The sequence below is a fragment of the Corallococcus exiguus genome, from assembly GCF_009909105.1.
Lineage (GTDB): Bacteria > Myxococcota > Myxococcia > Myxococcales > Myxococcaceae > Corallococcus > Corallococcus exiguus.
On sequence record NZ_JAAAPK010000012.1, the window covers coordinates 1 to 26,025 of the forward strand.

General features: G+C 69.3%; 25 protein-coding genes. 9 read left to right on the top strand and 16 right to left on the bottom strand.

What is annotated here, in order from left to right; all coding sequences use genetic code 11:
* A partial coding sequence (locus GTZ93_RS42505; RefSeq protein WP_222595357.1) for a hypothetical protein occupies positions 1–274 on the top strand: 274 nt, incomplete at its 5' end.
* 613 nt (positions 275–887) lie between these two features.
* On the opposite strand, the gene GTZ93_RS34390 is transcribed toward GTZ93_RS42505, so the two are convergent.
* Positions 888–1,592 carry a sterol desaturase family protein gene (locus GTZ93_RS34390; RefSeq protein WP_139918918.1) on the bottom strand — a complete coding sequence of 235 codons (705 nt, stop codon included), beginning with the start codon at positions 1,590–1,592 and terminating at the stop codon, positions 888–890.
* Positions 1,593–1,595: 3 nt separating this feature from the next.
* Positions 1,596–2,135 (bottom strand): peptide deformylase, encoded by a 540-nt coding sequence (gene def, locus GTZ93_RS34395; protein ID WP_121752769.1) that lies wholly within the window; start codon positions 2,133–2,135, stop codon positions 1,596–1,598.
* A 59-nt stretch (positions 2,136–2,194) separates the two neighbouring features.
* On the opposite strand from def, the gene GTZ93_RS34400 reads away from it, so the two are divergent.
* A complete protein-coding gene (locus GTZ93_RS34400; protein WP_139918916.1) occupies positions 2,195–2,677 on the top strand; it encodes a nuclear transport factor 2 family protein in 483 nt (160 codons plus the stop codon).
* A gap of 1 nt (position 2,678) precedes the next feature.
* Here the strand turns inward: GTZ93_RS34400 and GTZ93_RS34405 are convergent, their stop codons facing one another.
* From GTZ93_RS34405 to GTZ93_RS34430, 6 genes are all read right to left on the bottom strand, one after another.
* The gene (locus GTZ93_RS34405) at positions 2,679–4,121 is read right to left on the bottom strand and encodes a hypothetical protein (protein WP_139918915.1); all 1,443 of its coding nucleotides are present in this window, start codon (positions 4,119–4,121) and stop codon (positions 2,679–2,681) included.
* Positions 4,122–4,208: 87 nt separating this feature from the next.
* Positions 4,209–4,724, bottom strand: a complete 516-nt coding sequence (locus GTZ93_RS34410; protein ID WP_139918913.1) for a hypothetical protein — start codon at positions 4,722–4,724, stop codon at positions 4,209–4,211.
* Between the two features lie 54 nt (positions 4,725–4,778).
* Positions 4,779–5,396: a DUF2378 family protein gene (locus GTZ93_RS34415; RefSeq protein ID WP_121752771.1), complete on the bottom strand. Its 618-nt coding sequence runs from the start codon at positions 5,394–5,396 to the stop codon at positions 4,779–4,781.
* A 45-nt stretch (positions 5,397–5,441) separates the two neighbouring features.
* A complete protein-coding gene (locus tag GTZ93_RS34420) occupies positions 5,442–6,551 on the bottom strand; it encodes a 3-oxoacyl-ACP synthase III family protein (protein WP_120575466.1) in 1,110 nt (369 codons plus the stop codon).
* A 509-nt stretch (positions 6,552–7,060) separates the two neighbouring features.
* Complete coding sequence (locus GTZ93_RS34425; protein WP_139918911.1) at positions 7,061–7,594, bottom strand: hypothetical protein; 534 nt, start codon at positions 7,592–7,594, stop codon at positions 7,061–7,063.
* A gap of 131 nt (positions 7,595–7,725) precedes the next feature.
* Positions 7,726–8,415, bottom strand: coding sequence for a vegetative protein (locus GTZ93_RS34430; protein ID WP_167548575.1), 690 nt, complete (start codon positions 8,413–8,415; stop codon positions 7,726–7,728).
* 72 nt (positions 8,416–8,487) lie between these two features.
* On the opposite strand from GTZ93_RS34430, the gene GTZ93_RS34435 reads away from it, so the two are divergent.
* The 3 genes from GTZ93_RS34435 to tkt all read left to right on the top strand — a co-directional run bounded on the left by GTZ93_RS34435 (position 8,488) and on the right by tkt (position 12,747).
* Complete coding sequence (locus tag GTZ93_RS34435) at positions 8,488–9,336, top strand: AAA family ATPase (RefSeq protein ID WP_139918908.1); 849 nt, start codon at positions 8,488–8,490, stop codon at positions 9,334–9,336.
* Positions 9,337–9,356: 20 nt separating this feature from the next.
* Entirely contained in the window at positions 9,357–10,562 is a 1,206-nt protein-coding gene (locus GTZ93_RS34440) for a vWA domain-containing protein (protein WP_139918907.1), read from the top strand.
* A 127-nt stretch (positions 10,563–10,689) separates the two neighbouring features.
* Positions 10,690–12,747 (top strand): transketolase, encoded by a 2,058-nt coding sequence (gene tkt / locus GTZ93_RS34445; RefSeq protein ID WP_120575473.1) that lies wholly within the window; start codon positions 10,690–10,692, stop codon positions 12,745–12,747.
* Positions 12,748–12,851: 104 nt separating this feature from the next.
* Here tkt and GTZ93_RS34450 read toward each other — a convergent pair whose 3' ends face one another.
* The 4 genes from GTZ93_RS34450 to GTZ93_RS34465 all read right to left on the bottom strand — a co-directional run bounded on the left by GTZ93_RS34450 (position 12,852) and on the right by GTZ93_RS34465 (position 17,167).
* Positions 12,852–14,363: a hypothetical protein gene (locus tag GTZ93_RS34450; protein ID WP_222595358.1), complete on the bottom strand. Its 1,512-nt coding sequence runs from the start codon at positions 14,361–14,363 to the stop codon at positions 12,852–12,854.
* Positions 14,364–14,570: 207 nt separating this feature from the next.
* Complete coding sequence (locus GTZ93_RS34455; RefSeq protein ID WP_139918906.1) at positions 14,571–15,167, bottom strand: GNAT family N-acetyltransferase; 597 nt, start codon at positions 15,165–15,167, stop codon at positions 14,571–14,573.
* Between the two features lie 12 nt (positions 15,168–15,179).
* Positions 15,180–16,076, bottom strand: coding sequence for a tRNA pseudouridine(55) synthase TruB (gene truB / locus GTZ93_RS34460; RefSeq protein WP_139918904.1), 897 nt, complete (start codon positions 16,074–16,076; stop codon positions 15,180–15,182).
* The gene (locus GTZ93_RS34465) at positions 16,073–17,167 is read right to left on the bottom strand and encodes an AAA family ATPase (protein WP_139918902.1); all 1,095 of its coding nucleotides are present in this window, start codon (positions 17,165–17,167) and stop codon (positions 16,073–16,075) included. The genes truB and GTZ93_RS34465 overlap by 4 nt, the downstream gene beginning before the upstream one ends.
* 141 nt (positions 17,168–17,308) lie before the next feature.
* On the opposite strand from GTZ93_RS34465, the gene GTZ93_RS34470 reads away from it, so the two are divergent.
* Positions 17,309–18,916, top strand: coding sequence for an LVIVD repeat-containing protein (locus tag GTZ93_RS34470; protein ID WP_139918900.1), 1,608 nt, complete (start codon positions 17,309–17,311; stop codon positions 18,914–18,916).
* Positions 18,917–18,924: 8 nt separating this feature from the next.
* Here GTZ93_RS34470 and GTZ93_RS34475 read toward each other — a convergent pair whose 3' ends face one another.
* Positions 18,925–19,683: a hypothetical protein gene (locus GTZ93_RS34475; protein ID WP_139918898.1), complete on the bottom strand. Its 759-nt coding sequence runs from the start codon at positions 19,681–19,683 to the stop codon at positions 18,925–18,927.
* Between the two features lie 117 nt (positions 19,684–19,800).
* Between GTZ93_RS34475 and GTZ93_RS34480 the strand changes: the two genes are divergently transcribed.
* Entirely contained in the window at positions 19,801–21,366 is a 1,566-nt protein-coding gene (locus GTZ93_RS34480) for an LVIVD repeat-containing protein (RefSeq protein ID WP_139918896.1), read from the top strand.
* Here the strand turns inward: GTZ93_RS34480 and GTZ93_RS34485 are convergent.
* From GTZ93_RS34485 to GTZ93_RS34495, 3 genes are all read right to left on the bottom strand, one after another.
* Positions 21,273–22,076: a GAF domain-containing protein gene (locus GTZ93_RS34485; RefSeq protein WP_257979202.1), complete on the bottom strand. Its 804-nt coding sequence runs from the start codon at positions 22,074–22,076 to the stop codon at positions 21,273–21,275. The genes GTZ93_RS34480 and GTZ93_RS34485 overlap by 94 nt on opposite strands.
* A 137-nt stretch (positions 22,077–22,213) precedes the next feature.
* On the bottom strand, positions 22,214–22,669 hold the full coding sequence (locus GTZ93_RS34490; RefSeq protein ID WP_257979201.1) for a helix-turn-helix domain-containing protein: 456 nt from the start codon (positions 22,667–22,669) through the stop codon (positions 22,214–22,216).
* Positions 22,670–22,722: 53 nt separating this feature from the next.
* Positions 22,723–23,100 carry a helix-turn-helix domain-containing protein gene (locus tag GTZ93_RS34495; protein WP_120575488.1) on the bottom strand — a complete coding sequence of 126 codons (378 nt, stop codon included), beginning with the start codon at positions 23,098–23,100 and terminating at the stop codon, positions 22,723–22,725.
* A 230-nt stretch (positions 23,101–23,330) separates the two neighbouring features.
* Between GTZ93_RS34495 and GTZ93_RS34500 the strand changes: the two genes are divergently transcribed.
* A complete protein-coding gene (locus GTZ93_RS34500) occupies positions 23,331–24,545 on the top strand; it encodes a serine/threonine-protein kinase (protein WP_139918892.1) in 1,215 nt (404 codons plus the stop codon).
* 114 nt (positions 24,546–24,659) lie between these two features.
* Positions 24,660–25,976 (top strand): serine/threonine-protein kinase, encoded by a 1,317-nt coding sequence (locus tag GTZ93_RS34505; protein WP_139918890.1) that lies wholly within the window; start codon positions 24,660–24,662, stop codon positions 25,974–25,976.
* Positions 25,977–26,025: the final 49 nt, after the last annotated feature.

A 26,025-nucleotide genomic window follows, 5' to 3' on the forward strand; every position in this document is an offset into this window, starting at 1 on the left:
CCCTCTCGCTGCGCTTTTCAGCGCTGCTCTTGAGGTGAAGCGCCCTCAAAAAATTGACTGCGGGTTTCCGCAATCCATTACTGCTTGGGCTTGCTATTTGGTTTTCAAAGACCGAGCCGCTTGTCTTGCTTCGCGACTTTTGCTACCGTCTACTTCGCTGCTGGTTTCGCTTCAACCAGCGGGGTTGCAGCTTCTATTTCAGTTCGCAGTCAGCGTCAACTTCGCTTTTTGCGTCCTGCGGGCTGCTTCGAAGTTCGTCGGCGCCGTCCAGTGACTTCCGCCGTTTCTTTTCGAAGGGGAGCGGCTTCTACTTCTTCGCCGTCTTCCCTGTCAACCGCTTGCTGTCAGCTTTCCTCACCGCTTTGCGTCCGTCGTGTTGCCTTCCGGACCGCTGCTTCTTCGGTGGGGCGCGGCTTCTATCTCTTCGCCGCGTTCGCTGTCAACTCGCTCGTTGACTGCCCTATTTCCTTGTCGGTGCTGCTCTCTCCTCGAAGTGCCTTCCGCGCCAGTGCGCGGGCTTCGAGGTGAGGGGCGCGGCTTGTACCACCACCGCATCCGCGATCAACCATTTTGGTGGTGACCGTTTGCTGCTGTCCGCTCTCTGCGTTCCGAGCTGCTGCCTTCGGTCCGGTTCGGGCGGGGCGCGGCTTCTACCTCTTTGCCGCGTTCGGGATCAACAACCTTCGTCGATCCTTTTCTTCCCCCGCGCTGACTTCCCGAGGCCCGAGGGCCAGCGGTTCGTTGCGCGGGGGTTCAGTCTCTAACGCTTCGGTTCGGCGACGTCAAACCCTGATTGATCCGGGCCTGATCATTCGTCCCAGCCGCCGGGGATATGAACACGCCGTTCCAGGGTGTGAACCCCCAGCTCCGGCTTTCTTCTTTCCCCGTCACTTCCCTCGGCGCGCCGCCTGCTCCTCATCCAGTGGGGCGCGCCATCGTGTCCCGAAGAGCCCGTCCGCCAGAGGGAAGGTGATGTTGAAGTTGTGGCGGCCCATCCGGCTGGGATCGTGGTGCACCTGGTGGTGGCGCCGGAGGAAGGAGATGCCGGGCAGCCTGGCGCTCCAGTGGTTGCTCGGCAGGTGCGTGGTGAAGTGCACCCACTCGTACGCCAGGTAGTAGCCGAGCGCCGTGGCGACGAAGATCCAGCCCGCGTTGGGGGAAATCAGCAGGAAGCAAAGCGCTCCGAGCGGGGCGGCGATGGCTCCCAGGAAGAAGAGGAGCAGCACCGGCGGGAAGAGCACCATCTTGAAGTCCCGGCTGGACTCGTACGCCATCGCCTCGTGGGTGAAGAAGCGGTGGTGCTGGACGGTGTGCCGCTCGAACATCAGGCCCAGGCCCCGGGTGCGGTGGTGCATGGGGCCCCGGTGCCCGAGGAACTCGACCACGTTCGCGAGCGCGATGACCGCAGGGACTCCGAGCAGCTCCCAGAGGCGGGGGGCCTCCAGCTGGCTCAGCACCAGGGCGATTCCCCCCAGGCAGACGAGGCTGGTGAAGGCGAAGTGGACCTGCCCCCGGTAGCCGGGCCCGATGGCCTGGGCCCGGTACTCCTCACGGTAGGCCAGGACCTTGCGGGGGACAGGGTGCGGTTCCATGCGTCAGGAGCGCTTCGTTCCCTTGCCGTCGGCGGGCTCTTCCTTCCGGCGCGCGAGCGACTTCTGCAGCTTCTTCATGCGGTCCAGGATGAGGGTGCGCTTCAGGCTGGAGAGGTGGTCCACGAAGACGTGGCCGTCCAGGTGGTCGATTTCGTGCTGGAGCACGTGCGCGAGCCGGCCGTCCGCCTCCAGTTCGTGCCACTGGGCCGTCTTGTCCTGGTAGCGGACCTTCACGCGCTCGACGCGGGAGCACTTCTCCCAGACGTCCGGCACGGAGAGGCAGCCCTCCTCCAGCTTCACGCTCCCCTCCTTCGAGAGTATCTGGGGGTTCACGATTTCGAACTGGGTGCCGTCCTCGCGGCCGACGATGGCCACTCGCAGGGGGACTCCCACCTGGTTGGCCGCGATGCCGATGCCCTTGGCTTCCGCCATGGCCTCCGCCATCTCCTGGAGGAGCGTTTCGAGCGCCGGGCCGAAGTCGGTGACGGGCTGGGTAGACGTGGTGAGAACCTTGTGGGGCCAGATGACGATGTCGCGAGCCATGCGGCGGACTCTGCCATGCGGCCCCTTCCATTGCTCGGCAGTTCCGCTAGACCGGCGGCATGCACCCGAACGCCCAGCTCATCACCGACTTCTATTCGGCCTTCCAGCGGCGCGACGCGGACGGCATGGCCGCCTGCTACCACCCGGACGTGGAGTTCAACGACGCCGTGTTCCAGGGCCTGCGCTACGCGGGGGCCACCTCCATGTGGCGCATGCTGCTGGAGCGCGGCAAGGACCTGGAGCTCGTTTTCAGTCAGGTCCAGGCCGATGACCGCACCGGCAGCGCCCACTGGGATGCGACCTACACCTTCAGCCAGACGGGCCGGAAGGTGCTCAACCGCATCGACGCGACCTTCGAGTTCGCTGACGGGAAGATCATCCGCCACACCGACCGGTTCCCCTTCTGGACCTGGTCGCGGCAGGCGCTGGGGCCGGTGGGATGGGCGCTCGGGTGGACGCCGCTCTTGCACAACAGGGTGCGCGCCCAGGGCGCCGCGGGCCTGCGCAAGTACATGAAGGAGCGCGGCATTCAGGGGCCCTGAGTTACTCCCTCACGTCGAGCGTCTTCAGCGTCACGGGCTCCTTGGGGACCCGGCGTGAGAGGGTCGCCTCGCAGCGCACCTGGCCCATCCAGTCCGTGTAGCGCAGCGACGCGTTGCCGTCCGCGTGCAGCCACAGCGACGCGTGACCGTGGTTGCCCCGGTCCTGGCGCACGCCCGTCCATTCCGGGAAGCGCGGCCGGGATTCGAAGAAGCGAACCGGTGCCACCGGGTACTCCGGGGCATCCCTGCGCTCGGAGGGAAAGCCTCCGTGGCCCAGGCTCGCGCCGACGAAGGGGAGGCCCGGGGCGCGGTCGTAGAGCGCTCCGGCCTGGGCGCCTCCCCAGCACCAGAGGTCCACCCACTCGCGCTCCACGACCAGGGTGCGCAGGTCCTCCGTCACCAGCGGGGCGAGCTGCTCCGCGCCCGGGCCGTAGGGCGCGGCGTGGGTCAGCAGGATGTTCATCGCTCCCCGCCGGCGTCCCTCCGACAGGCGTTGCTCCAACCATTGCAGCAGCGCGGGCTCGCGGTGACGGCCCGCTTCGAACCACGCGGTGTCCAGACCGATGAGCTGGAAACGCTCCGCGGCGAGGCTGAAGTAGCTGCCCTCCTGCGGGTGACGGGAGCTCGCGCCCCGCCGCTCGTCCAGGTAGCGGAAGTAGGCCCCCGATCCCGAGCGCATCTCCGGCGGCGCGTTCAACGTCAGCAGCGCCGTCGTCCCGAGCAGTGGCTCCAGCGGCTCCGCCAGGTGCGCGTCGAATTCGCCCTGGCGGCCCGAGTAGAAGACACCACCCAGGTGCACCGCGCAGTCCAGGCGCTCGCCGCGCATCACCAGCTGCCGGGCGATGTACCGGGAGGAGTATTCGCCCGTGCCGAAGTCTCCGAAGAGCGCCACCTCCACCGGGCGGCCGGGCTCCGGCTCTCGCAATGGGTAGACGAAGCGACTCTTCGCCCCGAAGTGCCAGCGGAATGGGGCCTGCCGCGCCGCCGCGCCCTGCTCCAGCCACACGGGGCCGCTGAACAACAGCCAGCCTCGCAGGTCCGCTTGCGGCTCGAAGCGCGTGCGCGTGGGGTCGATGGGGATCTCCTCCGTCCTCAGCGGGAAGGTGAAATCCGCGGGCAGACCTCCCGTCCCCTGACGGGCGTGGCGCTCCGTCGCGTCCAACTGCTCCTGGAGCTGGCCGGGGTCCGTGAAGAGCAGCTCAAGCTCTCGCAGCGCTTCCACGAACGCGCCCACCGTGACCCTCGCGCCCAGGCCACTCTCCGTCCAGCGCAGCACGTCCTCCGGCTCCCGCAGGAAGGCGGTCTTGAGCGCCTCCAGCTCCTCCGGGCCGAGGAGGGGCAGGTCCGTGTCCTCCGGCGGCGGTGCTCCCGCCGGCACGGCCCTTCCGCTCGCGGGCGGGCAATAGCCCAGCGATTCGTAGAGCGGATTCCACCTGCTTTCCATGCGTCGTCCCCCTGGTGATGGCGTCGGATGCCCAGGGACGTATTCTCCCAGGCATCCCCGACATTCCTGCTCATCCTGGGGTGACGCTCAGGGCGCGGCGGCGCCCGTGCCTTCCTTCCGGAAGGTGTAGAGCGTGTAGTACGAGCCCGTGGCGAAGCCGGGCAGCTTGAGCGGGTTGAACACGCTCAGGTTCGTCATCACGCCGCCCACGAAGCCCGGCGGGACTTCCACCAGCTTGAGCGCCCCCCCCGCGAGCACCACGCCCGCCTGGGGCTGGTCGTTGCTCACGAGCACGCACTCGCCCTGCGCGGTGAAGGCTCCCACCGGAAGGAGGAAGCGTGCGTAGAACGGGACCTGCGTGCCTGGCGTGAAGGCCCGGTCCGTCAGCCGGAAGCAGGCCGTGGCCGAGCCCACCCTTTCGTAGCCGCCGTCGCCCGCGGGCACATACAGGCCCGCGCCCAGCTTCACGGTGGGCGTGAAGGGCGCCGCCGCGCACACCGCGTCATCCGGTGGCGTCGCGGCGTCCTCCTGCGAGCGAAAGGCATACACCCACTCGTCGCCGGACTGCAGCCGCACCGGGGCCCCCGCCTGTCCTTGAGTCATGTTCAAACCCATCCTTCTTCGAGGACAGCGAGGACCGCTGGGTTCGTGCTCCGGTCACTGCCAGGACAGCGCGTACTCCGTGTCCACCGGACCCGTCTGCCGGCCCTTCACCTGGACGCCTCGGGCACCGAGCGCCTCGATGACGCCCTGGAGCACGCCTTCGTGGTACGCGGGCGGCATGAAGTCCCGCTTCATCATGAGCTTGCCCGCGCGGTCGCTGGACCACTCCACGCTGCGCTCGCCGTAGCTCACCGCCGCGCGGTAGCCCGTGGGCAGGTTCGTCACCAGCCGCCTGGGGCTGTCGCCCGCGAGCAGCAGCAGCGTCTTGCCCGCCGCCGACGACAGGAAGTCCGTGGTCGCCTGCGTGCCCATCTTGCGCAACATCGCGTCGAAGCCGCCCAGCTGCGGGCCCATCAACTGCGCTCCCGTGAAGGACAACTTCAGGAAGCCCGCCACCGGGTAGTTGAAGAAGTCGACGAACTTCTTCTCCTGCACCACCGCCAGGCACTTCTCCACCGCGGCATCGCCGCCCAGGATGCGCACCGCGTTCAACGCGCCGTTGAAGAACATTCCTCGGGCCGTGTCGTCGGGGGTCGCCAGGGCCAAACGCTTCTCGAGATCCTGGGCAATGGCTGGCTCCAGGACCGTGACTTCCTTGCGCTGCTCACTCATAGAGGGGGGAATCTCCGGGGGGGAGGAGATGAACACGCGTGCGCGCTACAGCCGCACGAGCTGGGCCCCATAATGGACGTTGGCTCCGACAGCCGCCACCACCACCAGGTCCCCACTGCCGAGTGCAACACGACCCTGCTCCAGGTCGTCCGCCAGAAGAATCAACATCCCGGCCGCGGACGTATTGCCAATGCGATCCACGTTGCAGGCCACCGACTCCTTGGGCAGACCCGCCCGGGTCACGAACGAGTCCATCACCCGCTTGTTGGGCTGGTGGAAGTAGTAGCGCTTCACCTGTTCACGCAGCGTGGGGGTGAGCACCGCGTCCAGGCACTTCTGCATGTACTCCGGGTAGCTGCGCGCGACCTTGAAGCCGTCCACCACGAAGGCCATGTCGGACGGGCGCGTGCGGCCCGGCTGGTAGGGCAGCTTCAGCATGCCGCCGCCACGGCGCGTCACCAGCTCCGCGTATGCGTTGCCGGAGAACGAGGAGAGGATGCCCGGACCGTCCTCGTCACCCTCCTGCTTGCGCAGCACCACCGCGCCCGCGCCGTCACCGAAGACATACATGGACAGGTAGGCGTTGAGCGCCTTGGGGCGGCCCGGCGTGGGCGGCAACTCGTCCGTGTAGACCTCCCGGTTGAGCAGCGGCGACGTGAACGCCGAGGCCACCACCGCCACCGTGCGGAAGCGGCCGCCGTCCATCATCTTGCGCACCAGGTCCAGCACGTAGGGCGTGCCGCCGCAGCCGTCATCCACCACCAGCGCGAAGGCGTCCTCGCGCAGGCCCAGCCGCTCGTGCAACGCCATGGCGTCGTGGTTGAAGTGCGGCGCGTCCGGGGTGCACGTCACCACGAAGAGCGCGTCCAGCTCCTTCGGATCCACGCCGCCGCGGGACAGGGCCTGGCGCAGCGACACCTCACACATGTCCGTGTTGGTCGCCGGATAGAAGCGCCCCAGCACGTCGTCCGGCGGGGGGATGGCGCGGCCCGTCTCGTCGTCGAAGTCCCAGAGGAAGCGGCGCTCCTTGATGCCAATCTTCTCTTCGATGCGGGCGGCCGACCAACCGGGGATGGCTTTCGCGATCCGCTCGTTGGAGATGGTCCGTGCTGGGACGAACGAACCCGCGCCCACCACACACACCCGTTCGGTCATTACCATGGCCTCGCGATTTCACAGCCTCGCCGGACGGGATGGATTCCCTGGCACGCGTGCATAGAGCACGTTCCAGGCCACTTCCTAAGCCCTTGGAAAGACGGAGTTCCTGTTTCTGGACGCGTCATTCGTGAAGTACAGGCCAGGACAGAACAGCCCAGGAGGCCTGTGAAATCCGCAGGATGCGGAATGTTTCAGAAGTGAAGCCATCGACGTGGAATGAATCACACGCGACGTGTCAATTCACTGTCAGTGGACGCCCGAGAGACTCACGGTGTCTGCCATTGGCTTGACACTGTCAATGGCCCTCCCGTCGGGAAGGGTCCGCCGCCCCCTGCCGGGCGGGCGGTGGACTGACGACAAGCCCGCCGCGCCTCCCCCCCCATTGCCAGCAGGTCGCACCGGGCCCGGCTGCACTACGCAGGGCACGAAAAGTCGGATCTCCCGCGAACCGCACCTTGTCCCTCTTCGAATATTGCGCGGGGCGGGTCCGATTGGATCGTCCCCCTTTAGAAGGGGATGTTGTCGTCGTCGCCGGGGGGCGGGATTTCGCCGTCGTCCGGCGGGTTGCCGTAGCCGTAGCCACCGCCCCGGCCTCCAGCGCCACCGCGCGCGGGAGGCTCGCCACCGCCGCCGCCCTCACCGCGCTGCCGGGCGATCTCCGTCTCGATGGAGGCCAGGAGCTGGCGCTCCTTGTCGTGCCAGCGCGACTTGCTGGGGTCCGACAGGGAGCGGCGCGCGCCGTTGGCGTAGAACTCCAGGTCCTGGAGGCTGGCGCCGTAGACGGGGGCGCCCTTGCTGCGGCCGTAGTTGGGCAGGAGCGTGCCGTCGCCACCACCACCGCCGCCACCGGACGGGGCGCCCGAGGCCGCGGGACGGCGATACGCCGGGGCCGACGCCGCGACGGGCGTGGCGCTCATGGACAGTTCGCCCAGTTGCAGCGTGAAGCCTTCACCGTTCTTGTACGCCGTGCCCACCCGGACCTGCTCCACCGAACCGTCGGGACGGCGGACCGCGACGGTGACTGGATATTGCTCGCTCATGGGGCCGGGATTCACACCGCCACGGCCCGCATGTCAATCGAAGGAAGCAACCCGTGTCGGTCCCGAGGCACGCACGGCGGGCCGCTCGGGGCGACCCGTCACGCGGGGAGGAGCACGGACGACGTCCTCCGTCAGGTCAGCGACACCATGCCGCCGCTGGAGCCCTTCTTGCGCAGCCACGCCTTGGGCTTGGGCGGCACCGCGGGCGCGGCCGGCTTCGCCGCTTCCTTCAGCGCCTGGCTGCCCGCGCGACCCCTCGGCAGCGTGAGGTCCGGGACCGACTGCGGCTTCGCGCCATCCACCCACGCGTCCGGGCGGCGGCCCGTGCGGATGAGCAGGCGCAGCTTCTGGTAGTGCGCCGAGCAGTAGCCCTTGGAGCGGCTCTGGCGCTTGCAACCGATGACGGCGCAGGCCTGGTTGTCTTCCGCGGCGACGACCTTCGGCGGACGGCCCGGGGACTTCGCGGCGGGCGCCTTCACGGGCGCGGCCTTCGCGGCGGGCGCCTTCACGGGCGCGGCCTTCGCGGCCGGCGTCTTCACGGGCGCGGCCTTCGCGGGCGCGGCCTTCGCGGCGGACTTCGGCGGACGGCCCGGACGGCGGCGGGCAACCGGCTCCGGCGCCAGCGAGGGCGTGCGCACGCCCGCCACGGCTCCCAGGCGGCTGGACAGCGGCGCCAGGCGGTCGGTCACCGCGCGCAGCGCATCCAACGCATCCAGCCCCTTGGCCATACGGGCCACGGCCTTCTGAACGGGAGCCAGTTGCAGTTGCAACTCGCGGCGGACCATGTCGCGAAGTTCGGTTTCAAGGGAAAGTGGGGCCATGTGGGGCAGGATATACACCCATCCGCCCGTCTAGGGATGGAAACATTCCCCAGGATGTTAAAGGAACCATCCATGACTCCGGTTCCCACTCCCGTTCGCTTCCGCGGCACCGACTCCTACCTCACGAGCGAGGGCCTGCAGGCGGCCGTCAACTGCGCCCTCACGCTCCAGCGCCCCCTGCTGGTCAAGGGTGAGCCCGGGACGGGCAAGACGTTGCTGGCGGAAGCGATTGCCCAGGGGCTGGGATTGAAGCTGCTCACCTGGCACGTGAAGAGCACCACGCGCGCGCAGGACGGTTTGTATGTCTACGACACCGTGCAGCGGCTGTATGACTCGCGCTTCGGGGACGGAGACGTGCGAGACATCCGGCGATACATCCGCATGGGGCCGCTGGGCGAGGCCTTCGCTTCTCCGGAGCGCGTGGTGCTGCTCATCGATGAAGTGGACAAGGCGGACCTGGAGTTCCCCAACGACCTGCTCCACGAGCTGGACCGGATGCGCTTCCGCATCTCCGAGACCAACGACGAGGTCGTGGCGAAGAACCGCCCCGTGGTGCTCATCACCAGCAACAACGAGAAGGAATTGCCTGACGCGTTCCTGCGCCGGTGCGTGTTCCACTTCATCGACTTCCCGGAGCGCGAGCTCATGCAACGCATCGTGGACGTGCACCACCCGGGGCTGGACTCCTCGCTGGCGGACCAGGCGATGAAGGTCTTCTACGAGCTGCGCGCGATGACGCGCCTGCGCAAGCGGCCGTCCACGAGCGAGCTCATCGACTGGATTTCCGTGCTCAAGGCCAACGGCGTCGTGGAGTTGAAGCTGGAGGAGCAGCTGCCGTTCCTGGGCGCGCTGCTCAAGAAGGAGCAGGACCTGGTGGCGGTGGCGGAAGCCTTTGGACGCGGCCGGCGGACGCGCGCTTAAGACAGCCCGGGAGCCACGCCATGTTCCTGCCGTTCTTCTACGAGCTGCGAAAGCGCGGGGTGAAGGTGGGCGCGCAGGAAGCGCTCGCCCTCGCCGGGGCGCTGAAGGCCGGGCTGCATGACAGCAGCCTGGATGGGTTCTATCACGTGGCTCGCGCGCTCCTGGTGCACTCGGAGACGCAGCTGGATGCCTTTGACCAGGCGTTCCTCTCCCACTTCCAGGGCGTCGCTTCCGACGCGCTGAAGCTCACCGAGGAGCTGTTGTCCTGGCTGGAGGAGGCCAAGGAGCGCACCGACCTGAGCCCGGAGGAGATCGCGCTCCTGGAGCAGTGGGACCCTGAGGAGCTGCGGCGGCAGCTGGAGCAGCGCCTGAAGGAGCAGACCGAGCGCCACGACGGCGGCAACCGCTGGGTGGGCACGGGCGGCGCGTCTGCCTTTGGCAACAACGGCGTCGCCCGGCAGGGCGTGCGCATTGGCGGCACGGGCGGGCGGCAGGGCCAGGCGCTGTGGCAGGCCGGGGCTCGGAAGTACGCGGGCTACCGCGACGACCTGGTGCTGGACACGCGGCAGCTGGCGGTGGCGCTGCGCAAGCTGCGGGCCTTCGCGCGTGAGGGTGTGGCTGAAGAGTTGGACGTGGACGAGAGCATCGCCGCCACCGCGAAGAACGCGGGCGAGCTGGAGGTGGTGACACGTCCGCCGCGCAGGCCCAACACGCGCGTGGTGTTGTGCATGGACGTGGGCGGGTCCATGGACCCATACGCGCACCTGGTGAGCCGGCTGTTCAGCGTCGCCAGCCAGGCCACGCACTTCAAGGAGCTGCGCACCTACTACTTCCACAACTGCGTCTACGGGAAGCTGTACGCCACGCCGCAGCTGACGGGCGGCATCACCGTGCCGGAGCTCACCGCGCAGGTGGGAAGGCATCACAAGCTGGTGATGGTGGGCGATGCGTCCATGGCCCCGTATGAGCTGGGCATCCGCACGGATGCCAATGGCCAGTACCGCCAGGAGGGCCTGGAAGGGCTCACGTGGCTGATGCAACTGGCGCAGCACTTCGAGCGCAACGTGTGGCTCAACCCGGAGCCTCGCGGGTCGTGGCGCTCGGGCAGCATCGCGGTCATCGCCAACGTGTTCCCCATGTTCTCCCTCACCGTGGAGGGACTGGGTGAGGCGGTGAACCACCTCACCCGGGGGAAGACGCCCCGGGGGGCGATGGCGCGGCGTTAATTCCCGGAAAGGTGCGAGCCCGCCCGCCCGTCGGTGTGCCTGCCGACGGACGGGCGTGTTTCGTGCGGCGCGGCGGCTCCAGTTACGGCATGGTGCGCCCGCGACGCAGTCCTGCGCGGGAGGCCGCATGACGACCGAGAAAATCGATACCCAGGCAATCAACACCATCCGCACGCTGTCCATGGACGCGGTGGAGAAGGCCCACTCTGGCCACCCGGGCGCGCCCATGGCGCTGGCTCCCGTGGCCTACCAGCTGTGGCAGCAGGAGCTGCGCTACGACCCGGCCCAGCCCAACTGGCCGGACCGCGACCGCTTCATCCTGTCCAATGGCCACGCGTCCATGCTGCTCTACAGCCTGCTGCACCTGGCTGGCGTGAAGCGCGTGAAGGACGCCAAGGTCACCGACGTGCCGGCCGTGTCCCTGGACGACATCCGCAACTTCCGCCAGCTGGACTCCGCCACCCCGGGCCACCCGGAGTACCACTGGACCACCGGCGTGGAGACCACCACCGGCCCCCTGGGCGCGGGCGTCTCCAACAGCGTGGGCATGGCCATCGCCAGCAAGTGGCTGGGCGCCCATTTCAACAAGCCCGGCTTCGACCTGTTCACCCATGACGTCTACGCCCTCTGCGGCGACGGCGACATGATGGAAGGCGTGGCGTCCGAGGCCGCTTCGCTCGCGGGCCACCTCCAGTTGCCCAACCTGTGCTGGATCTACGACAGCAACCACATCTCCATCGACGGCAGCACCGACCTGGCCTTCACGGAAGACGTGGGCCGCCGCTTCGAGGGCTACGGCTGGCGCGTGCTCAAGGTCACCGACGCCAATGACCTGGACGCGCTGTCCAAGGCCTACAAGTCCTTCAAGGACGAGCGCGGCAAGCCCACGCTCATCATCGTCAACTCGTTCATCGGCTTCGGCTCGCCCAAGAAGCAGGGCTCCGCCAGCGCCCACGGCGAGCCCCTGGGCGCCGACGAAATCAAGGCCACCAAGAAGGCCTACGGCTGGCCCGAGGACGCGCAGTTCCTGGTGCCCGACGGCGTGCGCGAGCGCTTCCAGGAGCGCATGGGCGCTCGTGGCAAGGCGCTGCACGACGCGTGGGAGAAGTCCGTCGCGGACTACCGCAAGCAGCACCCGGAGCTGGCTCGTGAGCTGGAGGCGCTGCTCAAGCGCGAGCTGCCCGAGGGCTGGGACAAGGAGCTGCCCGTGTTCCCCGCGGACGCGAAGGGCATGGCCACCCGTGAGTCCGGCGGCAAGGTGCTCAACGCGCTGGCGAAGAACTACCCGTGGCTCGTCGGCGGCTCCGCGGACCTGAACCCGTCCACGAAGACGTACATCTCCGCGTCCACGTCCATCAAGCCGGGCGAGTACTCGGGCCGCAACATCCACTTCGGTGTGCGCGAGCACGCGATGGGCTCCATCGTCAACGGTCTCAACCTGAGCCACGTGCGCGGCTACGGCGCCACGTTCCTCATCTTCAGTGACTACGAGCGCCCCTCCATGCGCCTGTCGTCCCTGATGGAGATTCCGTCCATCCACATCTTCACGCACGACTCCATCGGCCTGGGCGAGGACGGCCCCACGCACCAGCCGGTGGAGCAGCTGATGTCCCTGCGCGCGGTGCCGGGCAACGTGGTGCTGCGCCCCGGCGACGCCAACGAGGTGGCCGAGGCGTGGCGCTACATCGCGCAGCAGAAGCACCACCCGGTGGTGCTCGTGCTGTCGCGCCAGCCGGTGCCCACGCTGGACCGCACGAAGTTCGCTCCCGCTTCCGGCACGGCCAAGGGCGCGTACACGCTGCTGGAGGCGGAGGGCGGCTCGCCGGACGTCATCCTCATCGGTACGGGCACGGAGGTGGCGCTGGTGGTGGAGGCCGCGGAGAAGCTCAAGGCCGAGGGCGTGAAGGCCCGCGTGGTGAGCATGCCTTCGTGGGAGCTGTTCGAGCAGCAGCCCCAGGAGTACCAGGACAGCGTGCTGCCCCCGGGCGTGAAGGCTCGCGTCGCGGTGGAGAAGGGCGCGGCGTTCGGCTGGGAGCGCTGGACGGGACACACCGGCAGCATCATCGGCATGCGCAGCTTCGGCGCTTCCGCCCCCATCAAGGCGCTGCAGCAGAAGTTCGGATTCACCGTGGAGAACGTGGTGAAGGAAGCGCACGCCACCATCGCCAAGGCGAAGAAGCACTGACGCGCCTGTAGAAAAAAGAAGGGCCCCGGACCCTCCCCCGAAGGTCCGGGACCCCTCTGACTTCCAATCCCCCCTGCTTCGACTTCGCTCCCCCCGGCTTCACATCAGGCCGCGTAGAACACGGGGCGCGTGGGGCGCGGGTTGCTGACGAACTTCATCTCGTTGATCATCTTCTTGAAGTCCTTCTGGTCGATGCCCGTGGAGCCCTGGGCCTGCGAGCGGGTGGCGTACTTCTCGTAGGTGTCCACCACCTTCTTCGCCTCCGGCGTGAGGCGGTCGTAGTTCTGGCGCGCCCACTTCATCGTGTCGGTGAACTCGGTGCCGGCCGCGTTGCCGTCCAGGTCGCCCGCGCCCTTCTCGATGGCGGCGGTCAGGTCGTTGCCGGAGATCTTGCCCTTCTTGGCGTCCAGGCCCTCCAGCGCGTCGCGCATGGAGCTGTCGTGGAAGGTCTTGAAGCCATCCATCTTCTTGAACATGGCGTCCGCCTCCTTCTGCGTCATGCCCTCCGGGCCGGCCTTCTTCGCGGCCTGCTGGTAGGTCTTCAGGACCTCCTTGGCCTCGGGCGTGAGGCGGCTCTCGTTCTTGGCGGCCCACTTCTCGAACTCCTTCAGCTCGGAGGTGGAGGAGTGGCCGTCCGTGTCGGAGATGCCGTCCTTGATGGCCTTGGTGAGGTCCTCGCCGGAGATGGGGCCGCTCTGCTTGTCGAGCGCCTCCGTGGCCTTGCGGGCGCTCACGTCACCGGCGCCCACCTTGCTCAGCTCCTTGTTCATGGCGGCGGTCTCCTTGTCGGTGAGACCGGTGCGGCCCTGGGCCTGCGCCGCCTGGGTGTGCTTGCGGTAGACGTCCAGGACCTCCTTGGCCTCCGGGGACAGGCGGCTCTCGTTCTTGGAGGCCCACTTCTCGAACTCCTTCAGCTCCGCGCCGCCGGCCTGGCCGTCGTGGTCCGCGGTGCCCGTCTTGATGGCGCGGGCCATGTCCTGGCCGGACACCGTGCCGCCGTGGCTCTTGCTGTCCAGGTTGGCGAGCGCCTTCTTCGCGCTGGCGTCACCCACGTCGCGCATCTCCGCGAGCATCTTCTTGAAGTCGCCCTGGGGGATGCCGGACTCGCCGCGCGCCTGGGAGACCGCCGCGTACTTGCTGTAGATGTCCATCACCTGACGGGCTTCCGGGGTGAGGCGCTCGCGGTTGTTGGCGGCCCAGTCCGCGACGGCGCGGTACTCACCGGAGGCGGCCTGGCCGTCCAGGTCACCGACCGCGGCCTCGATGCTGTCCGCGAACTGCTCCGCGCCGATGGAGCCAGAGGTCTTGTTCAGCTTGTTCATCTCCACCATGGCGCCCAGGTCCTTGGGCTGCCAGTTGTCACGCGGGCCCACGCAGCCGTGGCCCTGCGCGGAGAAGCGGTCACCGAGGTGCGCGTGGCGGGACTGGAGGTCGTGGAGCTGCGACTTCAGGCCCGCCATCTGCGACTTCATGTTGTTGAGGGTGGCCTTCATCTCCGCCGCCTGCTTCGCCGGGGACGAGCTGCCACGCAGGACCGCGAGCTCCTTGTTGCCGAGGGCCGGCTTGCTGTTGAGGGCGGTGGCGACGGCGGTGGAAGCGGACTTGGCGATGGTCATTTTTGATCTCCGGTGGGAGCGGCTTCCGTTGCGGAAGCAGTCATGCCGGGACCTATTGCGCGCGTCGTGCCAGCTCCCCGGGCCAGCACACCCTGAAGGATTCCATGGGGTTACGCTGCGATGACGCGAGAGCCGGGGTGGTGACAACAGTCACCAGCGGTGATGACTGTCACCATCCCCCCCGCCCCGGGGTGGTGACGAAAGGCATCACTTCCGGCGCGAGGGCTTGAGCGCCTTGCGCACGCGCTGCTTGCCGGCGGGACGGTCCGCGACGTGGACGTAGCCCCGCTTGAGGAAGAACGAGAGCGTGCCCGTGTAGGCCATTCCGTTGCTGATACGCGCCGAGCCCTTGGGTGGTTTCACCGGATAGCCTTCGAGGGTGGCGGCGCCTTCGCGACGCACCGCGGCCTCCACGGCGGCGAGCAGCGCGGTGGCCACGCCCTGGTTGCGCCAGTTCCGGTGGATGAAGAAGCAGGGCACGGAGGCGACGGTGTCCGCGTCATCGCACGTGAAGCTGGGGGCTCGGTCCAGGCGCGAGAAAGAGCGGCGCGGGCCGAAGGTGGCCCAGCCCACCGGTGCACCGTCCGCATAGGCGAGGACGCCCTTCGCCTCTCCGCTCGCGACCAGGGCCTTGAAGCGGCGCTTTGCTTCAGGGCCTCGGACGTCGTCGTAGCGTTCGCCCTCCGGGATGCGCCAGTACATGCACCAGCAGCCGCCACAGGCGCCGTTGGGGCCGAAGAGCTTCTCGAGGTCGGGCCAGAGCTCCGGGGTGAGCTCCACGGTCTTCAGGTCGGGTGGCGCCATGGGGCGCCCGTTCTAGACGCCGCCGCGCAGCTCTGTCTCGGGCCAGAGGGCTCCGTCCCTCGGGGTGAGCAGGAAGGTCAACTTCCCCTGGTGGAAGCCGCGCACCGGGCCCGTGGGCTCCGGGTAGCCCGGTGGCAGGCGCCAGTCCGGGGGCTGGAGTGGTGTGGTGGCGATGGACTGGCCCTGGCGCAGGGTGCCCACATCCTGGTCGGTGAGCGCTCGCGAGGACGTCCAGGGGAGCAGGTCGCGGCCGTGCCGTTCGATGCGCGCGCCGGGGCCCGGGTCCTTCCAGGGGCCGATGGCCGTGCGCTTCAGCGCGGAGAGGTGCGCGCCGCAGCCGAGCGCGCGCCCCAGGTCTCGGGCCAGGGAGCGGACGTAGTAGCCGCCCCGGCAGGTGAGCTCCAGGATGCTGGCTTTGGGCAGGTCGTGCGAAAGCCAGCGCGCGGTGTGCAGGTACACGCGCGAGGGAGGCAGGTCCACGGCTTCGCCCCGGTGGGCCTTGCGGTAGGCGGGCTCACCGCCGAGCTTCTTCGCGCTGGTGGCGGGCGGGATTTGATCCGTCCAGCCGAGGAACGGGCGCAGCGCTGCTTCGAGTTGCTCGGGGGTGAGCGCGGTCGCGTCCCCCTGGTGCACGGGGCGGCCGTGCAGGTCTCCGGTGTCCATCTCCGTGCCCCACTCCACGCGGGCCTCGTAGACCTTGGGCGCCGCGTGCAGGTGTTCGAAGAGGTGCGTGGCCGGGCCCACCAGCATCAGCAACAGCCCTTCCGCGAACGGATCCAACGTGCCGCCGTGGCACAGCGCCGTGCGGCGGCCGGGCCTCGTCGCCTGCGCTTCCTCCTGGAAGGCTCGGACGGTGGCGAAGCTGGTGGCACCCACGGGCTTGTGCGTGAGGTAGAGGCCGGGGGTCATTCGTCGTTCCCGTTCCGCTTCACCGTCGTCGCGCCCTGCTGCTTCTCCAGGTGCACGGGCGAGGTGCCGGTCTTGTCCGCGATGACGGTCGCCAGGGCTTCCGCGTGCGTCGTCACCCAGACCTGGCTGTACTCGGAGGCCCGCACGATGAGCCGGCCCAGGGGCTCCAGCAGGTCCGGGTGCAGGCTGGTCTCCGGTTCGTTCAACGCGAGGAACGGCGGCGGCCTGGGACTGAGCAGCGCCGCCAGCAGGCACAGGTAGCGCAACGTCCCGTCCGACAGCTCCGGCGCGGACATGGGCCTCGACAGGCCGGGCATGTGCAGGAAGAGGCTGAAGCGTCCGTCCTCCGCTCGCACCTCCAGCCTGGAGCCGGGGAAGGCGTCGTCGATGCCCTGCTCCAGGGCGCGGTCATCGCCAATCTCCCAGATGGTCTGGAGCGCCGCCGCGAGGTCGCGCCCGTCCGACGCGAGCACCGGCGTGCGCACCCCCACCTGCGGGTGCCGGGGCAGCGCGTCCGGGTCCGTGCGGAAGTGGTGGTAGAAGCGCCACGCGCTCAGCGTGCGTTGGACTTCGCCCAGCCGTGGGAAACGGTGCGGTTCGGCGAGCTGATCCATCACCGACTCCGCGCCCCACAGCTCCGCGGGGAACGTGACGCGCTTCCCGTCCGTGTCGCGAATGAAGGCCGTGCGGTCCTTGCGCTCCATCAACACCAGACGCCGGCCTCCGGAGTGCGCCCAGAGGTGCTCCTCCTTCACCTCCGGATCCAGGGTGAACATCGTCGGTGGAGGAGGCCCGGGCACCAGGCCGCATTGCAGCTCGTAGGTGAGGTCGTCCAGGTCCACCGTCACGCGCAACCGCACCGGCTTCTTGATGTCTCGCGGGCCGGCCCACATCACGCTTGGGGTGCCGCCCTCGTCCGCCAGCGTGCGCGCGAGCCGGCCTTCCGCCGCCGCCGCTAGCAGATACAGCGCGCGGTACAGGTTCGTCTTGCCGCTGCCGTTGGGCCCCACCACCACGGTCACCGGCCCCAGCTCCAGGTGGAGCTGACGCACGGAGCGGTAGCCTGCGATGTCCAGACGCGTGAGGGCCATGACGTGCGCGTGAGCCTATCCGGCCCGGCGCGCAAGAGCCTTCTCTTCATGACGGAGATGCTTGCGGGATGGAGGGGATTTCCAGCACTCCGCGTGAGGGGAACGTTCCTGCGTCCGAACCGTTTTCAAAGGACGCTCCGCATGGCTCCGTTCTCCCGTTGGCTCCTGCTGCTCACCACACTGACCGCCTGCACCACGCCTTCAGCCCCGTTCAGCGGTGACGCGGAGGTGATTCCCGAACGGAACACCGCGCCCTGGGACGGCGGCGCGGAGGCGCTCCCCGAGCGCACCGACTCCGTGGACCTGGGGCCCTATTCGGACTGCGCCTTCAAACTCGCCGTGGGTGACGCGGTCGCTGCTTGCGACGACGTGTCCCTCTTCGACCAGTCCACGTGCACTCCAGGCGCGCTCGATGACCTGGACACCGTGGGCTTCTACTCCCTGAAGGCCCGTCCCTCCTCGAGCAACACCGCCTACTCCGGCTACAGCCTCCGGCTGCCGCTCGAGGGTGGCAAGGGCACCCTCTCCGGCCGGGCATTGACCCGGCAGGAGATTGGCGCGGGCTCGTTCTTCACCTCGGCCACCCTCCCCGCCACGCCTTTCTCGCCGGCCCGGGACCTGGTGTTCATGGGCTGCACCCGGCCCACTCCCGACCGCATCAACGGCTGCTACGTCCAGTGCGCACAGGGCAAGGTCGGCACCGTGGGCACCTTCACCGCGGCGCGCCCGGGCATCCGGACACGCGGTGAGTCCGAGTCCTCCGGCCTCAAACTCGTGTCCGAGGCCTCTGTCTCCCTGGGCATGCCCGTGGACGTCTACGTCACGAAGGGCCACGCGTATGTGGTCGCCGTGGGGACCGCCAGCAAGCCCGGAGGCCTGGCGGTGTTCAACGTGAGGGACCCCTCGCATCCGGTGCTCACGAAGACCGTGCAGTTGGCCGGGGACTCGTACTGGAACGGCGTGTGGGCCAAGGACAACGCGCTCTACATCGCGAGCGCCAGCTCGGGCGTCATCGTCTACGACATCTCCAACCCCGCGGATCCGCAGTACGTGCGCGCCGTGCCCAACGCGCCCCTCAACGTGCACACCGTGTTCGTGGATGACAAACGGCTCTACGCCATGGCCCCGACGCCCGGCGACGCGGTGCTCATCTTCGATGTGTCCTCACCGCTCGCGCCCGTGGAGCTCAACCGGGTGTCCCTGGGCGCCGGCGGCAGCGGACCCCATGACGCCTTCGTGTACGAAGAGCGCCTCTACGTGAGCCATACGGAAGCGGGCTACCACGCCTTCGACGTGGCGGACGCGGAGCACGTGTATCCGATGGGCGGATATTCCTTCGACGGTCAGTATGCCCACGCGAGCGCGGTGGGCACCTTCGCGGGCCGCACCGTCGCCTTCGAGGGCGGCGAGTACCCCGGTTCGCACCTGCGCGTGCTGGACGTCACCGACCCCGCGAACATGAAGCTCATTGGCGAGTACGGCCTGCGCCCGGAGACCTCCATCCACAACATCCTCCTCCGGGGCTCGAAGCTGTACGTCGCGTACTACCAGGAGGGCGTGCGGGTGCTGGACGTGTCGATTCCGCCGAAGCCGCGCGAGGTCGCGTACTTCAACACGTACCGGGAGACGGATCCGGACCGCACGGGCTCCTCGCTCGAGGGCGCCATCGGCATCCGCGTGCCGGGGGACGGCTTCATCTACGTCGTGGACACGTCCCGGGGGCTGCTCATCCTCTCCGAGCAGCGCTGAGCCGAAGCCTACGGAGGGGGCCGCACCTTCGTCCGGCCGCTGCCCACCTCCCGGCACAGCGCCCAGCCGTCGTTGAGGACCTTGTTGGACGGCAGGGGTTCCAGCCAGCGCCGCTCCTCCTCACCGGCCGTGGAGCTCTCCAGCCGCAGGCGGGCACGGACCTCTCCACCCACGGCCAGCGAGCCCTCCGAGCCGGACGGCACCAGCAGCTCCGCTTCCATGTCCCCGGTCACGACGTGATCCGCGCCCGCGGACAGCGCGCGCACCCGTTCGTTGCCAATGACCACCAGCCCCGAGTCCGCCGGGTCCCCATCCATCAGGGCGCCATGGATGATGAGGTCTCCCAGCACGACGACGGTCCCCGACAGGTGCACATGGCCGTGGAGCTCCAGGGGGCCCTGGTAGATGACCATTTCGTCGGAGGCCGTACCGAGCGTGATGAACGTGTCCCCATCGCGCTGCCGGGTCTCCGAGAAGTCTGGAAAGGAAGCCACCCGCCCGCCATGACGCGCCAGCGCGTGCGCGACGATGAACTCCCAGGCCGGGGGGCTCCTCGCTTCGAAGATGGTGAGGGGCTCGAAGGCCTGCCGCGTCAGCGCCGTCTCCAGCGCCTCCGCCATGCTGTCCAACCATTTGTCCCGCAGGCGCGTCTGCTCGAGCGTGGGCCAGTGAGGCTCGCCGCCCCAGTGGTCGACAATCTTCCCCCCGGGCAAGCGGTTGCGCAGGTCGGTGAGCGCGGCGTCGATGTCCGGGCGGCGTGGGTGCATGACGGGCTTCTAGCTCCTCAGGGAGGGCTCGCGCACCCGCTTCGGGCCGTGGGCTAGACTCTCCGCGACTTCGCGTCGGCCGTGGACCGCGAAGCCCCGCGCAGGAGCCTCCATCCCATGACGTCCTCCATTCGCCTCCTGGGCACGGGCCTCTTCGCCTGCGCCCTGTCCCTTTCCGGCTGTAGCGACTCCAACCCTCCCGGACCGGGACCGTCGGATCCGAAGCCGCTCGTCGAGCTCACCGACTACATCGACGTGGTCCCCAACGAGCCCTGCATGGACTCGAGCTACGCGTCCCCTCGCGCGAACTGCACCGACCCGGCCAGCTTTCCCCTCACGGGCTGTGACCTGGAAGCCGTGCGCGCCGTGGAACCCTCCGGCGTCTACCAGGCCGTCTTCCGCTACACCTCCGTGAGCGCGTTCGGCGTGGGCTTCCGCCTGGACAGCACCCCCAGCTTCCTGGGCAAGCCCCTGGTGCGAAACCAGGTGGGCCCCGAGGGGTTCTTCGTCACCGGGGAGTACATCACCTCCGCCAACAAGCAGCAGCGGTACGCGCTCGCGGGCTGCCGCGTTCCGGAGCCCGGCCGCATCACCGGCTGCTTCGTGCGCTGCACCGATGGCGTACCGGACTACTCCGGCACCTTCGACGCCCGGCGGATGAACCTGGCCCATGAAGCGGACACCGGCGCCCAGCCCATGCGCCTCGTCTCCGAGACCGCCGTCCCGGTGGGCGACCCCGTGGACGTCTACGTCACGAAGGGCCACGCCTACGTGGTGTCCCTGCCGCGCGGCAAGGAGGAGCCCGGCGGCCTGAGCGTCATCAACGTGAGCGACCCGGCCCACCCCGTCCTCGTCACCCGCGTGAGCCTGCCCAACGACAACTACTGGAACGGCGTCTGGGCCAAGGGAGACGCGCTCTACGTCGCCAGCGGGGACTCCGGCGTCATCATCTACGACATCACGAACCCCGCGGATCCGCGGTACGTGCGCGCGCTGCCCGGCGGCTCCATCAACGTGCACACCGTGTTCGTGGATGGCGACCGGCTGTACGCCATGTCCCCGTCCCCCAGCGGCACGACGTTCGTGTTCGACGTGTTCTCGCCGCTGGCGCCCTATCTGGTCAGCCGCATCACCGTGCCCCACGAGCTGGGCGCCTACCCGCACGACGCGTTCGCCTACAAGGGGCGGCTCTACATCAACCACTCGACCACCGGCTACGTCGTCGTGGATGTCACCCGCACGGACGTGACGCCCGTGCTGGGCAAGTACGCCTTCTCCGGCCAGTACAGCCACGCGAACGCGGTGGGCACCATCAACGGGCGCACCATCGCCTTCGAAGGCGGCGAGCGCCCTGGCGCGCACCTGCGCGTGCTGGACGTCACCGACCCGGCGAAAATCCGCCTCATCGCGGAGGTGCGCAAGCGCCCGCAGACGTCCATCCACAACATGGTGCTGGTGGGCACGCGGCTCTACGTGGCCTGGTACCACGAGGGCGTGCGCGTCTTCGACGTGGCCGACCCCGAGCACCCGACGGAGGTGGCCGCCTTCGACTCCTTCCAGGAAGCACACCCGCGCAGCACCGACAGCCTCTACCAGGGGGCCATTGGCATCCGCGTGCCGGGCGACGGGTACGTGTACGCCGTGGACCTGTCGCGCGGACTGCTGGTGCTGGCGGAGCCGTGACGCGCGGGCGTCACTCCGTTTCGATGCGGTCGCGGCCGTTCTCCTTCGCCCGGTAGAGCCGGGCGTCCGCGGCGCGCAGCAGCTCGTCCAGGGTGGTGCCGTCCTTCGGCGCCACCGCGGGACAGGCGCAGGAAGGTGCCGTCCATGGCGGCGATGCAGAGCATGTCCACGGAGACTTCGAAGAAGCGCTCCTGCTGCTCCAGCGCCGTGCGGGCCTCGCGCTCGTCCAGGGCGTTGAGCTCTCCTTCCGCCCAGGCGGCCATGTCCGCGAGCGCGGTGCGGTCCGCGTCCAAGAAGTCCCGGGGCTGCGAGTCGATGAGGCACAGCGTGCCCACGCGGCTGCCGTCCGTAGCGCGCAGGGGGTGGCCCGCGTAGAAGCGGACAAAGGGAGCGCCCAGCACGAACGGGTTGTCGTGGAAGCGCGGGTCCTTCAGCGCGTCCGGCACGATGAAGGTGGAGGGCGAGAGGATGGCGTGGGCGCAGAAGGACAGCTCGCGCGGCGTCTCCGTGCCGTCCAGGCCGATGCGGGCCTTGAACCACTGGCGGTTCTCGTCCACCAGCGAGACGAGCGAGATGGGCACGCGGAACAGGTGCGCCGCGGCACGCACGATGCGGTCGAAGCGCTCGTGAGCGGGCGTGTCCAACAGACACAGCGAGCGCAACGCCTGGAGTCGCCGCGGCTCATCCGCGGGCGTCGGGGGAGGAAGCATGGCGTAGCTCCCGTGCTACCCCACTTGTCTGCCATTGGGGAGAGGGCCCCACCCGAAGGCCCGGCCCCGGGTCAGGAGGACGAGCGGGCAGCCATCCTGTTGCAGCCCGAGAGGATTTGTCTGCTCTTGCCGCCTCGCTAACCCGCGCGGCGCTTGCGGGCGGCCCGCGGCTTCTTCCGGGGCGTGGGAGTGGGCGAAGACCCGGGCGCCGTCTTCGGGGGCATGACGGACACCACCGTGCGCACCACGCGGGCCACGGCCTTGAGCTGGCGGGGCTCCAGGTCGCGCAGCGTGCGCACCAGGCGGCGCAGCTCCAGCGAGTCCTCCTGACCTGGCGAGGCCCGGGGCGGCACCGGGGAGGTGCCGACCCCCACGCCCAGCAGCGCGTCCGCGGACACGGACAGCACGTCGCACAGCCTCCGCAGGGTCTGGGCGCGGGGCAGCATGCGGCCGCGCTCCATGCGGCTGTAGACCTCCATGGCGATGCCCACGCGCTCCGCCACGTCCGCCTGCGTGAGTCCCAAGCGCAGCCGCGCGTCTCGGGCGGCGGCTCCAAACACCGTGTTCAGCTTTTCATTCACCGGGGCAGGCACGCGCAAAACCTTGCATCTCTCCCCAGGGGCGCAAGTTTTCGGGGGCCTGTCGGTCAGCGTTCCCGCAGCGCGAGCGCGCCCTGGATGATGAGGCCCATGGCCTTCAACCCCTCTTCATCCAGGGGCCGCAAGGCGCGCACCAGCCGGCGCAGGGAGGGGGGATCCTCCTCGCGGTCCGCCAGGGCCAGCGTGAGCGCCTCGTCCGGGGGCGACGGCCCGTCCAACCCCAGCAGCGTGTCCGAGCGGATGCGCAACACCATGCACAACCGGCGCAAGGTGGTGGAGCTGGGCAGCACGCGCCCGCGCTCCATGCGGCTGTAGACCTCCATGGCGATGCCCACCTGGCTGGCGACGTCGCCCTGGGTCATGCCCTGCCGCTCGCGGGCCTGTCGCGCCGCGGTGCCCACCGTGATGGCCAGCTCCTCGTTCATTGCCGCTCACCACCCCTGGCCGGACCGTGTCTCCCATGAAGTCAGGTGTCCGGCATCCTACCTGACACGGCAGCAACACTACCCCAAGGGGCGTGCGCCATGCTATGGACCTTGGAGGTCACTTCCATCCTTGCGCGAATGCATCCTCTCAGCCACGTCCTCCCTCTGGGATTCAACCCCCCACGTCCCGAAGCATCCGGGCTTTCCTTCCACGTAGGAGGCGCCACCCCATGAGCCTGGAGGGAGGACATCCGCTGCTCCTTCAGCCCCAGGAGGTGGTGGGCAGCTTCCGGCTGTTGAAGCGCCTGGCCACGGGGGGCTTCGGCACCGTGTTCCTGGCGGAGACCGGGGGGTTCCAGGTGGCGCTGAAGTTCGCGCTCCAGGGGCCGCAGGACTCCGAGGAGGGCTCGCAGGTGGACGCGCGCACGCTCAAGGAGGTGAGCGTGCTGCACCGCATGACCCATCCCAACGTGGTGGCGTTGCGCGGCTACCACCGCTGGCCGCACCCGCGCACGGGCTACCTGTTCCTGGTCATGGACTACGTGGAGGGTCCCACGCTGTCCGACTGGGCGATGGAGGCGAGGCCCACGGCGCGGCAGGTGGCGCGGCTGTTCGCGGAGCTGGCGCTGACGCTGGACTTCATCCACCGCGCGGGCGTGCGCCACCGCGACATCAAGGGCAGCAACATCATCGTGCGCGCGTCGGACGAGCGGCCGGTGCTGGTGGACTTCGGCGCCAGCGACCATGTCTGCGCCCCGGCCATCACCGACGGGCGGCCGCCGCCGGGCACGCCCAGCTACCGCAGCCCGGAGCTTCTGCGCTACTGGCTGAGCAACCCCCTGGGCATGGCCCGCTACGACTACCGGCCCACGGACGACCTCTATTCGCTGGGACTCACGCTCTTCCAGGTGCTCACCGGGGACTTCCCCTATCCCCCGGACCTGCCGGCCGCGGCGCTGCTGGGCGGAATCCAGGCCATCAAGGGGCGATCCGCGCGTTCGATCAACGCGCGCGTGCCCCGCGCCCTCGATGACATCTGTGGGCGGCTGCTGCGCCAGGAGGCCAGCGAGCGCTACCAGATGGGCGCGGATCTCTACGCCGACCTGAGCGCGGCGCTGGAGCGCGCTCCGGACAGCTGGGACACGCCGCTGTTCAACACACCGCCGCCCCACGACGCCGTCACGGAGGAGTCCGACACGTACTTCGACGGCAACGAGGAGGCCCGCGAGCTGCGACGCTGGACCCGCTCGCAGGAGCGGCGCATCCCCGGCGCCGCGCCCCACTCCAGCGCGCCCACGCCGTCCGTGCCGCCTCCGCCCGGACCGACGCTGGGGCTGGCCGCGCCCCTGCCCCCGCCCATGCCCTGGTGGGTGGCCCGGCGGCTGGCGTGGCGGCGGCGGTGGGAGCGGTGGCTCCGGCGTCTGGGATTGCGCCGGGACAGGTGAACCCCAGGAGTCCCATGGCTCCCATCCAACCCTGGACGTTTGACGGCGACAGGGTTTGTGCTACCTGCGGGGTTGAGCGATTCACGCTCCACCTGGGAGGTTGGAAGGCAGGCCATGAAGACGCCCGATACGACGACGGAGGAGAACCCCGGCATGCCCCGCCGCCCGCGCGTGCTGTTCACCGTGGGAGGCACGGCCTTCGAGTTCGTGCGCAAGCTGGAGGTGCGCTCCACCGGAGAGCTGCTGATGCTGGCGCGGCGGCGCTACCGGGGCGGGATGGGTGGCCCGGTGGTGATCAAACGGCTGCGCAACCCGTCCGGCTTCGTGGAGCGGCGGCGGCTGGTGGAGGAGGTGGAGCTGACGTTCCGGCTCAACCACCCGGGCATCGCGAAGGTCTACCACCTGAAGGCGTACCGGGGCGTTCCGCACGTGGTGATGGAGTACGTGGAGGGCCGGTCGCTGGACACGGTGCTCAACCTGGTGGCCATGCGGCGCAAGCCCATGTCCCCGGCCTTCGGTGCGTGGGTGGTCTCCGAGGTGGCGGAGGCGCTGCACCACGCGCACACGCTGCGGGATGAGTGGAACCGGCCGTTGGGCATCGTGCACCGGGACGTGAGCCCCCGGAACCTGCGCCTGGGCGTGCATGGCGAGGTGAAGCTCACGAACTTCACCGCCGCGTTCTCCACGCTGCCGGGGCGGGAGATCACCAGCCGCCCGCTGGTGAAGGGAGACGTGGCGTATGCCTCACCGGAGGCGCTGCGGCGCGAGCCCCTGGACGCGCGCAGCGACCTGTTCTCGCTGGGGCTGGTGCTGCTGGAGGTGCTGACGGGGACGCACCCGCTGGCGCAGGGGGATACGGCGCCTCCGCCCCCGCCGGACCTGCCGCTGGTGCAGGCGCAGGGCCCCACGTGGATGCCTCTGACGGAGGTGGCGGCGCGGATGGCGCTGGTGGGGCCTGGGGAGGTGGAGCTCATGGCCCGCGACGTGCCGGAGGGGCTGCGCGCGGTGGTGGTGCGGGCGCTGCGCCAGGCCCCGGCGGACCGCTTCGGCACGGCGGCGGAGCTGGCTTCCGCGCTGCGGGAGTGGCTGCGGGAGCATGCGCCCGCGTACGGGCGGCAGTCCGCGGCGGAGGAGGTGGCGGAGGCGGCCCGGGAGGCCACCGGCCGGCGCAACCAGGCGGAGCTGCTGGAGGGCGGGCTGCACCCGGAGGAACTGACCGCGGAGGAGGCCGCGATGGCGTCCGAGGCCACCGTCTCGGAGGGGCCACCGCCGTTCCTTGGGGGTGACGACGTGACGCCGGACCTGAATGACGAGCCCCTGCCCCTCCAGGACCTGGACCTGGTCGAGGACCTGGACGAGCTGGCCGGGCCGGATGAAGAGGCGCAGGGAGACGACTTCGAGGACGACGACGACGGCCACCAGCCGGTGTGAGCCCTCGCAGGCCCCGCCCCCTGGGCCCCCCGCCACCCGAGTCCCCCGG

What these genes read in the sequence shown, in the direction of transcription:
- GTZ93_RS34390 (WP_139918918.1), bottom strand. Translation starts at nt 1,592, where the DNA reads ATGGAACCGCACCCTGTCCCCCGCAAGGTCCTGGCCTACCGTGAGGAG.
- def (WP_121752769.1), bottom strand. Translation starts at nt 2,135, where the DNA reads ATGGCTCGCGACATCGTCATCTGGCCCCACAAGGTTCTCACCACGTCT.
- GTZ93_RS34400 (WP_139918916.1), top strand. Translation starts at nt 2,195, where the DNA reads ATGCACCCGAACGCCCAGCTCATCACCGACTTCTATTCGGCCTTCCAG.
- GTZ93_RS34405 (WP_139918915.1), bottom strand. Translation starts at nt 4,121, where the DNA reads ATGGAAAGCAGGTGGAATCCGCTCTACGAATCGCTGGGCTATTGCCCG.
- GTZ93_RS34410 (WP_139918913.1), bottom strand. Translation starts at nt 4,724, where the DNA reads ATGACTCAAGGACAGGCGGGGGCCCCGGTGCGGCTGCAGTCCGGCGAC.
- GTZ93_RS34415 (WP_121752771.1), bottom strand. Translation starts at nt 5,396, where the DNA reads ATGAGTGAGCAGCGCAAGGAAGTCACGGTCCTGGAGCCAGCCATTGCC.
- GTZ93_RS34420 (WP_120575466.1), bottom strand. Translation starts at nt 6,551, where the DNA reads ATGACCGAACGGGTGTGTGTGGTGGGCGCGGGTTCGTTCGTCCCAGCA.
- GTZ93_RS34425 (WP_139918911.1), bottom strand. Translation starts at nt 7,594, where the DNA reads ATGAGCGAGCAATATCCAGTCACCGTCGCGGTCCGCCGTCCCGACGGT.
- GTZ93_RS34430 (WP_167548575.1), bottom strand. Translation starts at nt 8,415, where the DNA reads ATGGCCCCACTTTCCCTTGAAACCGAACTTCGCGACATGGTCCGCCGC.
- GTZ93_RS34435 (WP_139918908.1), top strand. Translation starts at nt 8,488, where the DNA reads ATGACTCCGGTTCCCACTCCCGTTCGCTTCCGCGGCACCGACTCCTAC.
- GTZ93_RS34440 (WP_139918907.1), top strand. Translation starts at nt 9,357, where the DNA reads ATGTTCCTGCCGTTCTTCTACGAGCTGCGAAAGCGCGGGGTGAAGGTG.
- tkt (WP_120575473.1), top strand. Translation starts at nt 10,690, where the DNA reads ATGACGACCGAGAAAATCGATACCCAGGCAATCAACACCATCCGCACG.
- GTZ93_RS34450 (WP_222595358.1), bottom strand. Translation starts at nt 14,363, where the DNA reads ATGACCATCGCCAAGTCCGCTTCCACCGCCGTCGCCACCGCCCTCAAC.
- GTZ93_RS34455 (WP_139918906.1), bottom strand. Translation starts at nt 15,167, where the DNA reads ATGGCGCCACCCGACCTGAAGACCGTGGAGCTCACCCCGGAGCTCTGG.
- truB (WP_139918904.1), bottom strand. Translation starts at nt 16,076, where the DNA reads ATGACCCCCGGCCTCTACCTCACGCACAAGCCCGTGGGTGCCACCAGC.
- GTZ93_RS34465 (WP_139918902.1), bottom strand. Translation starts at nt 17,167, where the DNA reads ATGGCCCTCACGCGTCTGGACATCGCAGGCTACCGCTCCGTGCGTCAG.
- GTZ93_RS34470 (WP_139918900.1), top strand. Translation starts at nt 17,309, where the DNA reads ATGGCTCCGTTCTCCCGTTGGCTCCTGCTGCTCACCACACTGACCGCC.
- GTZ93_RS34475 (WP_139918898.1), bottom strand. Translation starts at nt 19,683, where the DNA reads ATGCACCCACGCCGCCCGGACATCGACGCCGCGCTCACCGACCTGCGC.
- GTZ93_RS34480 (WP_139918896.1), top strand. Translation starts at nt 19,801, where the DNA reads ATGACGTCCTCCATTCGCCTCCTGGGCACGGGCCTCTTCGCCTGCGCC.
- GTZ93_RS34485 (WP_257979202.1), bottom strand. Translation starts at nt 22,076, where the DNA reads ATGCTTCCTCCCCCGACGCCCGCGGATGAGCCGCGGCGACTCCAGGCG.
- GTZ93_RS34495 (WP_120575488.1), bottom strand. Translation starts at nt 23,100, where the DNA reads ATGAACGAGGAGCTGGCCATCACGGTGGGCACCGCGGCGCGACAGGCC.
- GTZ93_RS34500 (WP_139918892.1), top strand. Translation starts at nt 23,331, where the DNA reads ATGAGCCTGGAGGGAGGACATCCGCTGCTCCTTCAGCCCCAGGAGGTG.
- GTZ93_RS34505 (WP_139918890.1), top strand. Translation starts at nt 24,660, where the DNA reads ATGAAGACGCCCGATACGACGACGGAGGAGAACCCCGGCATGCCCCGC.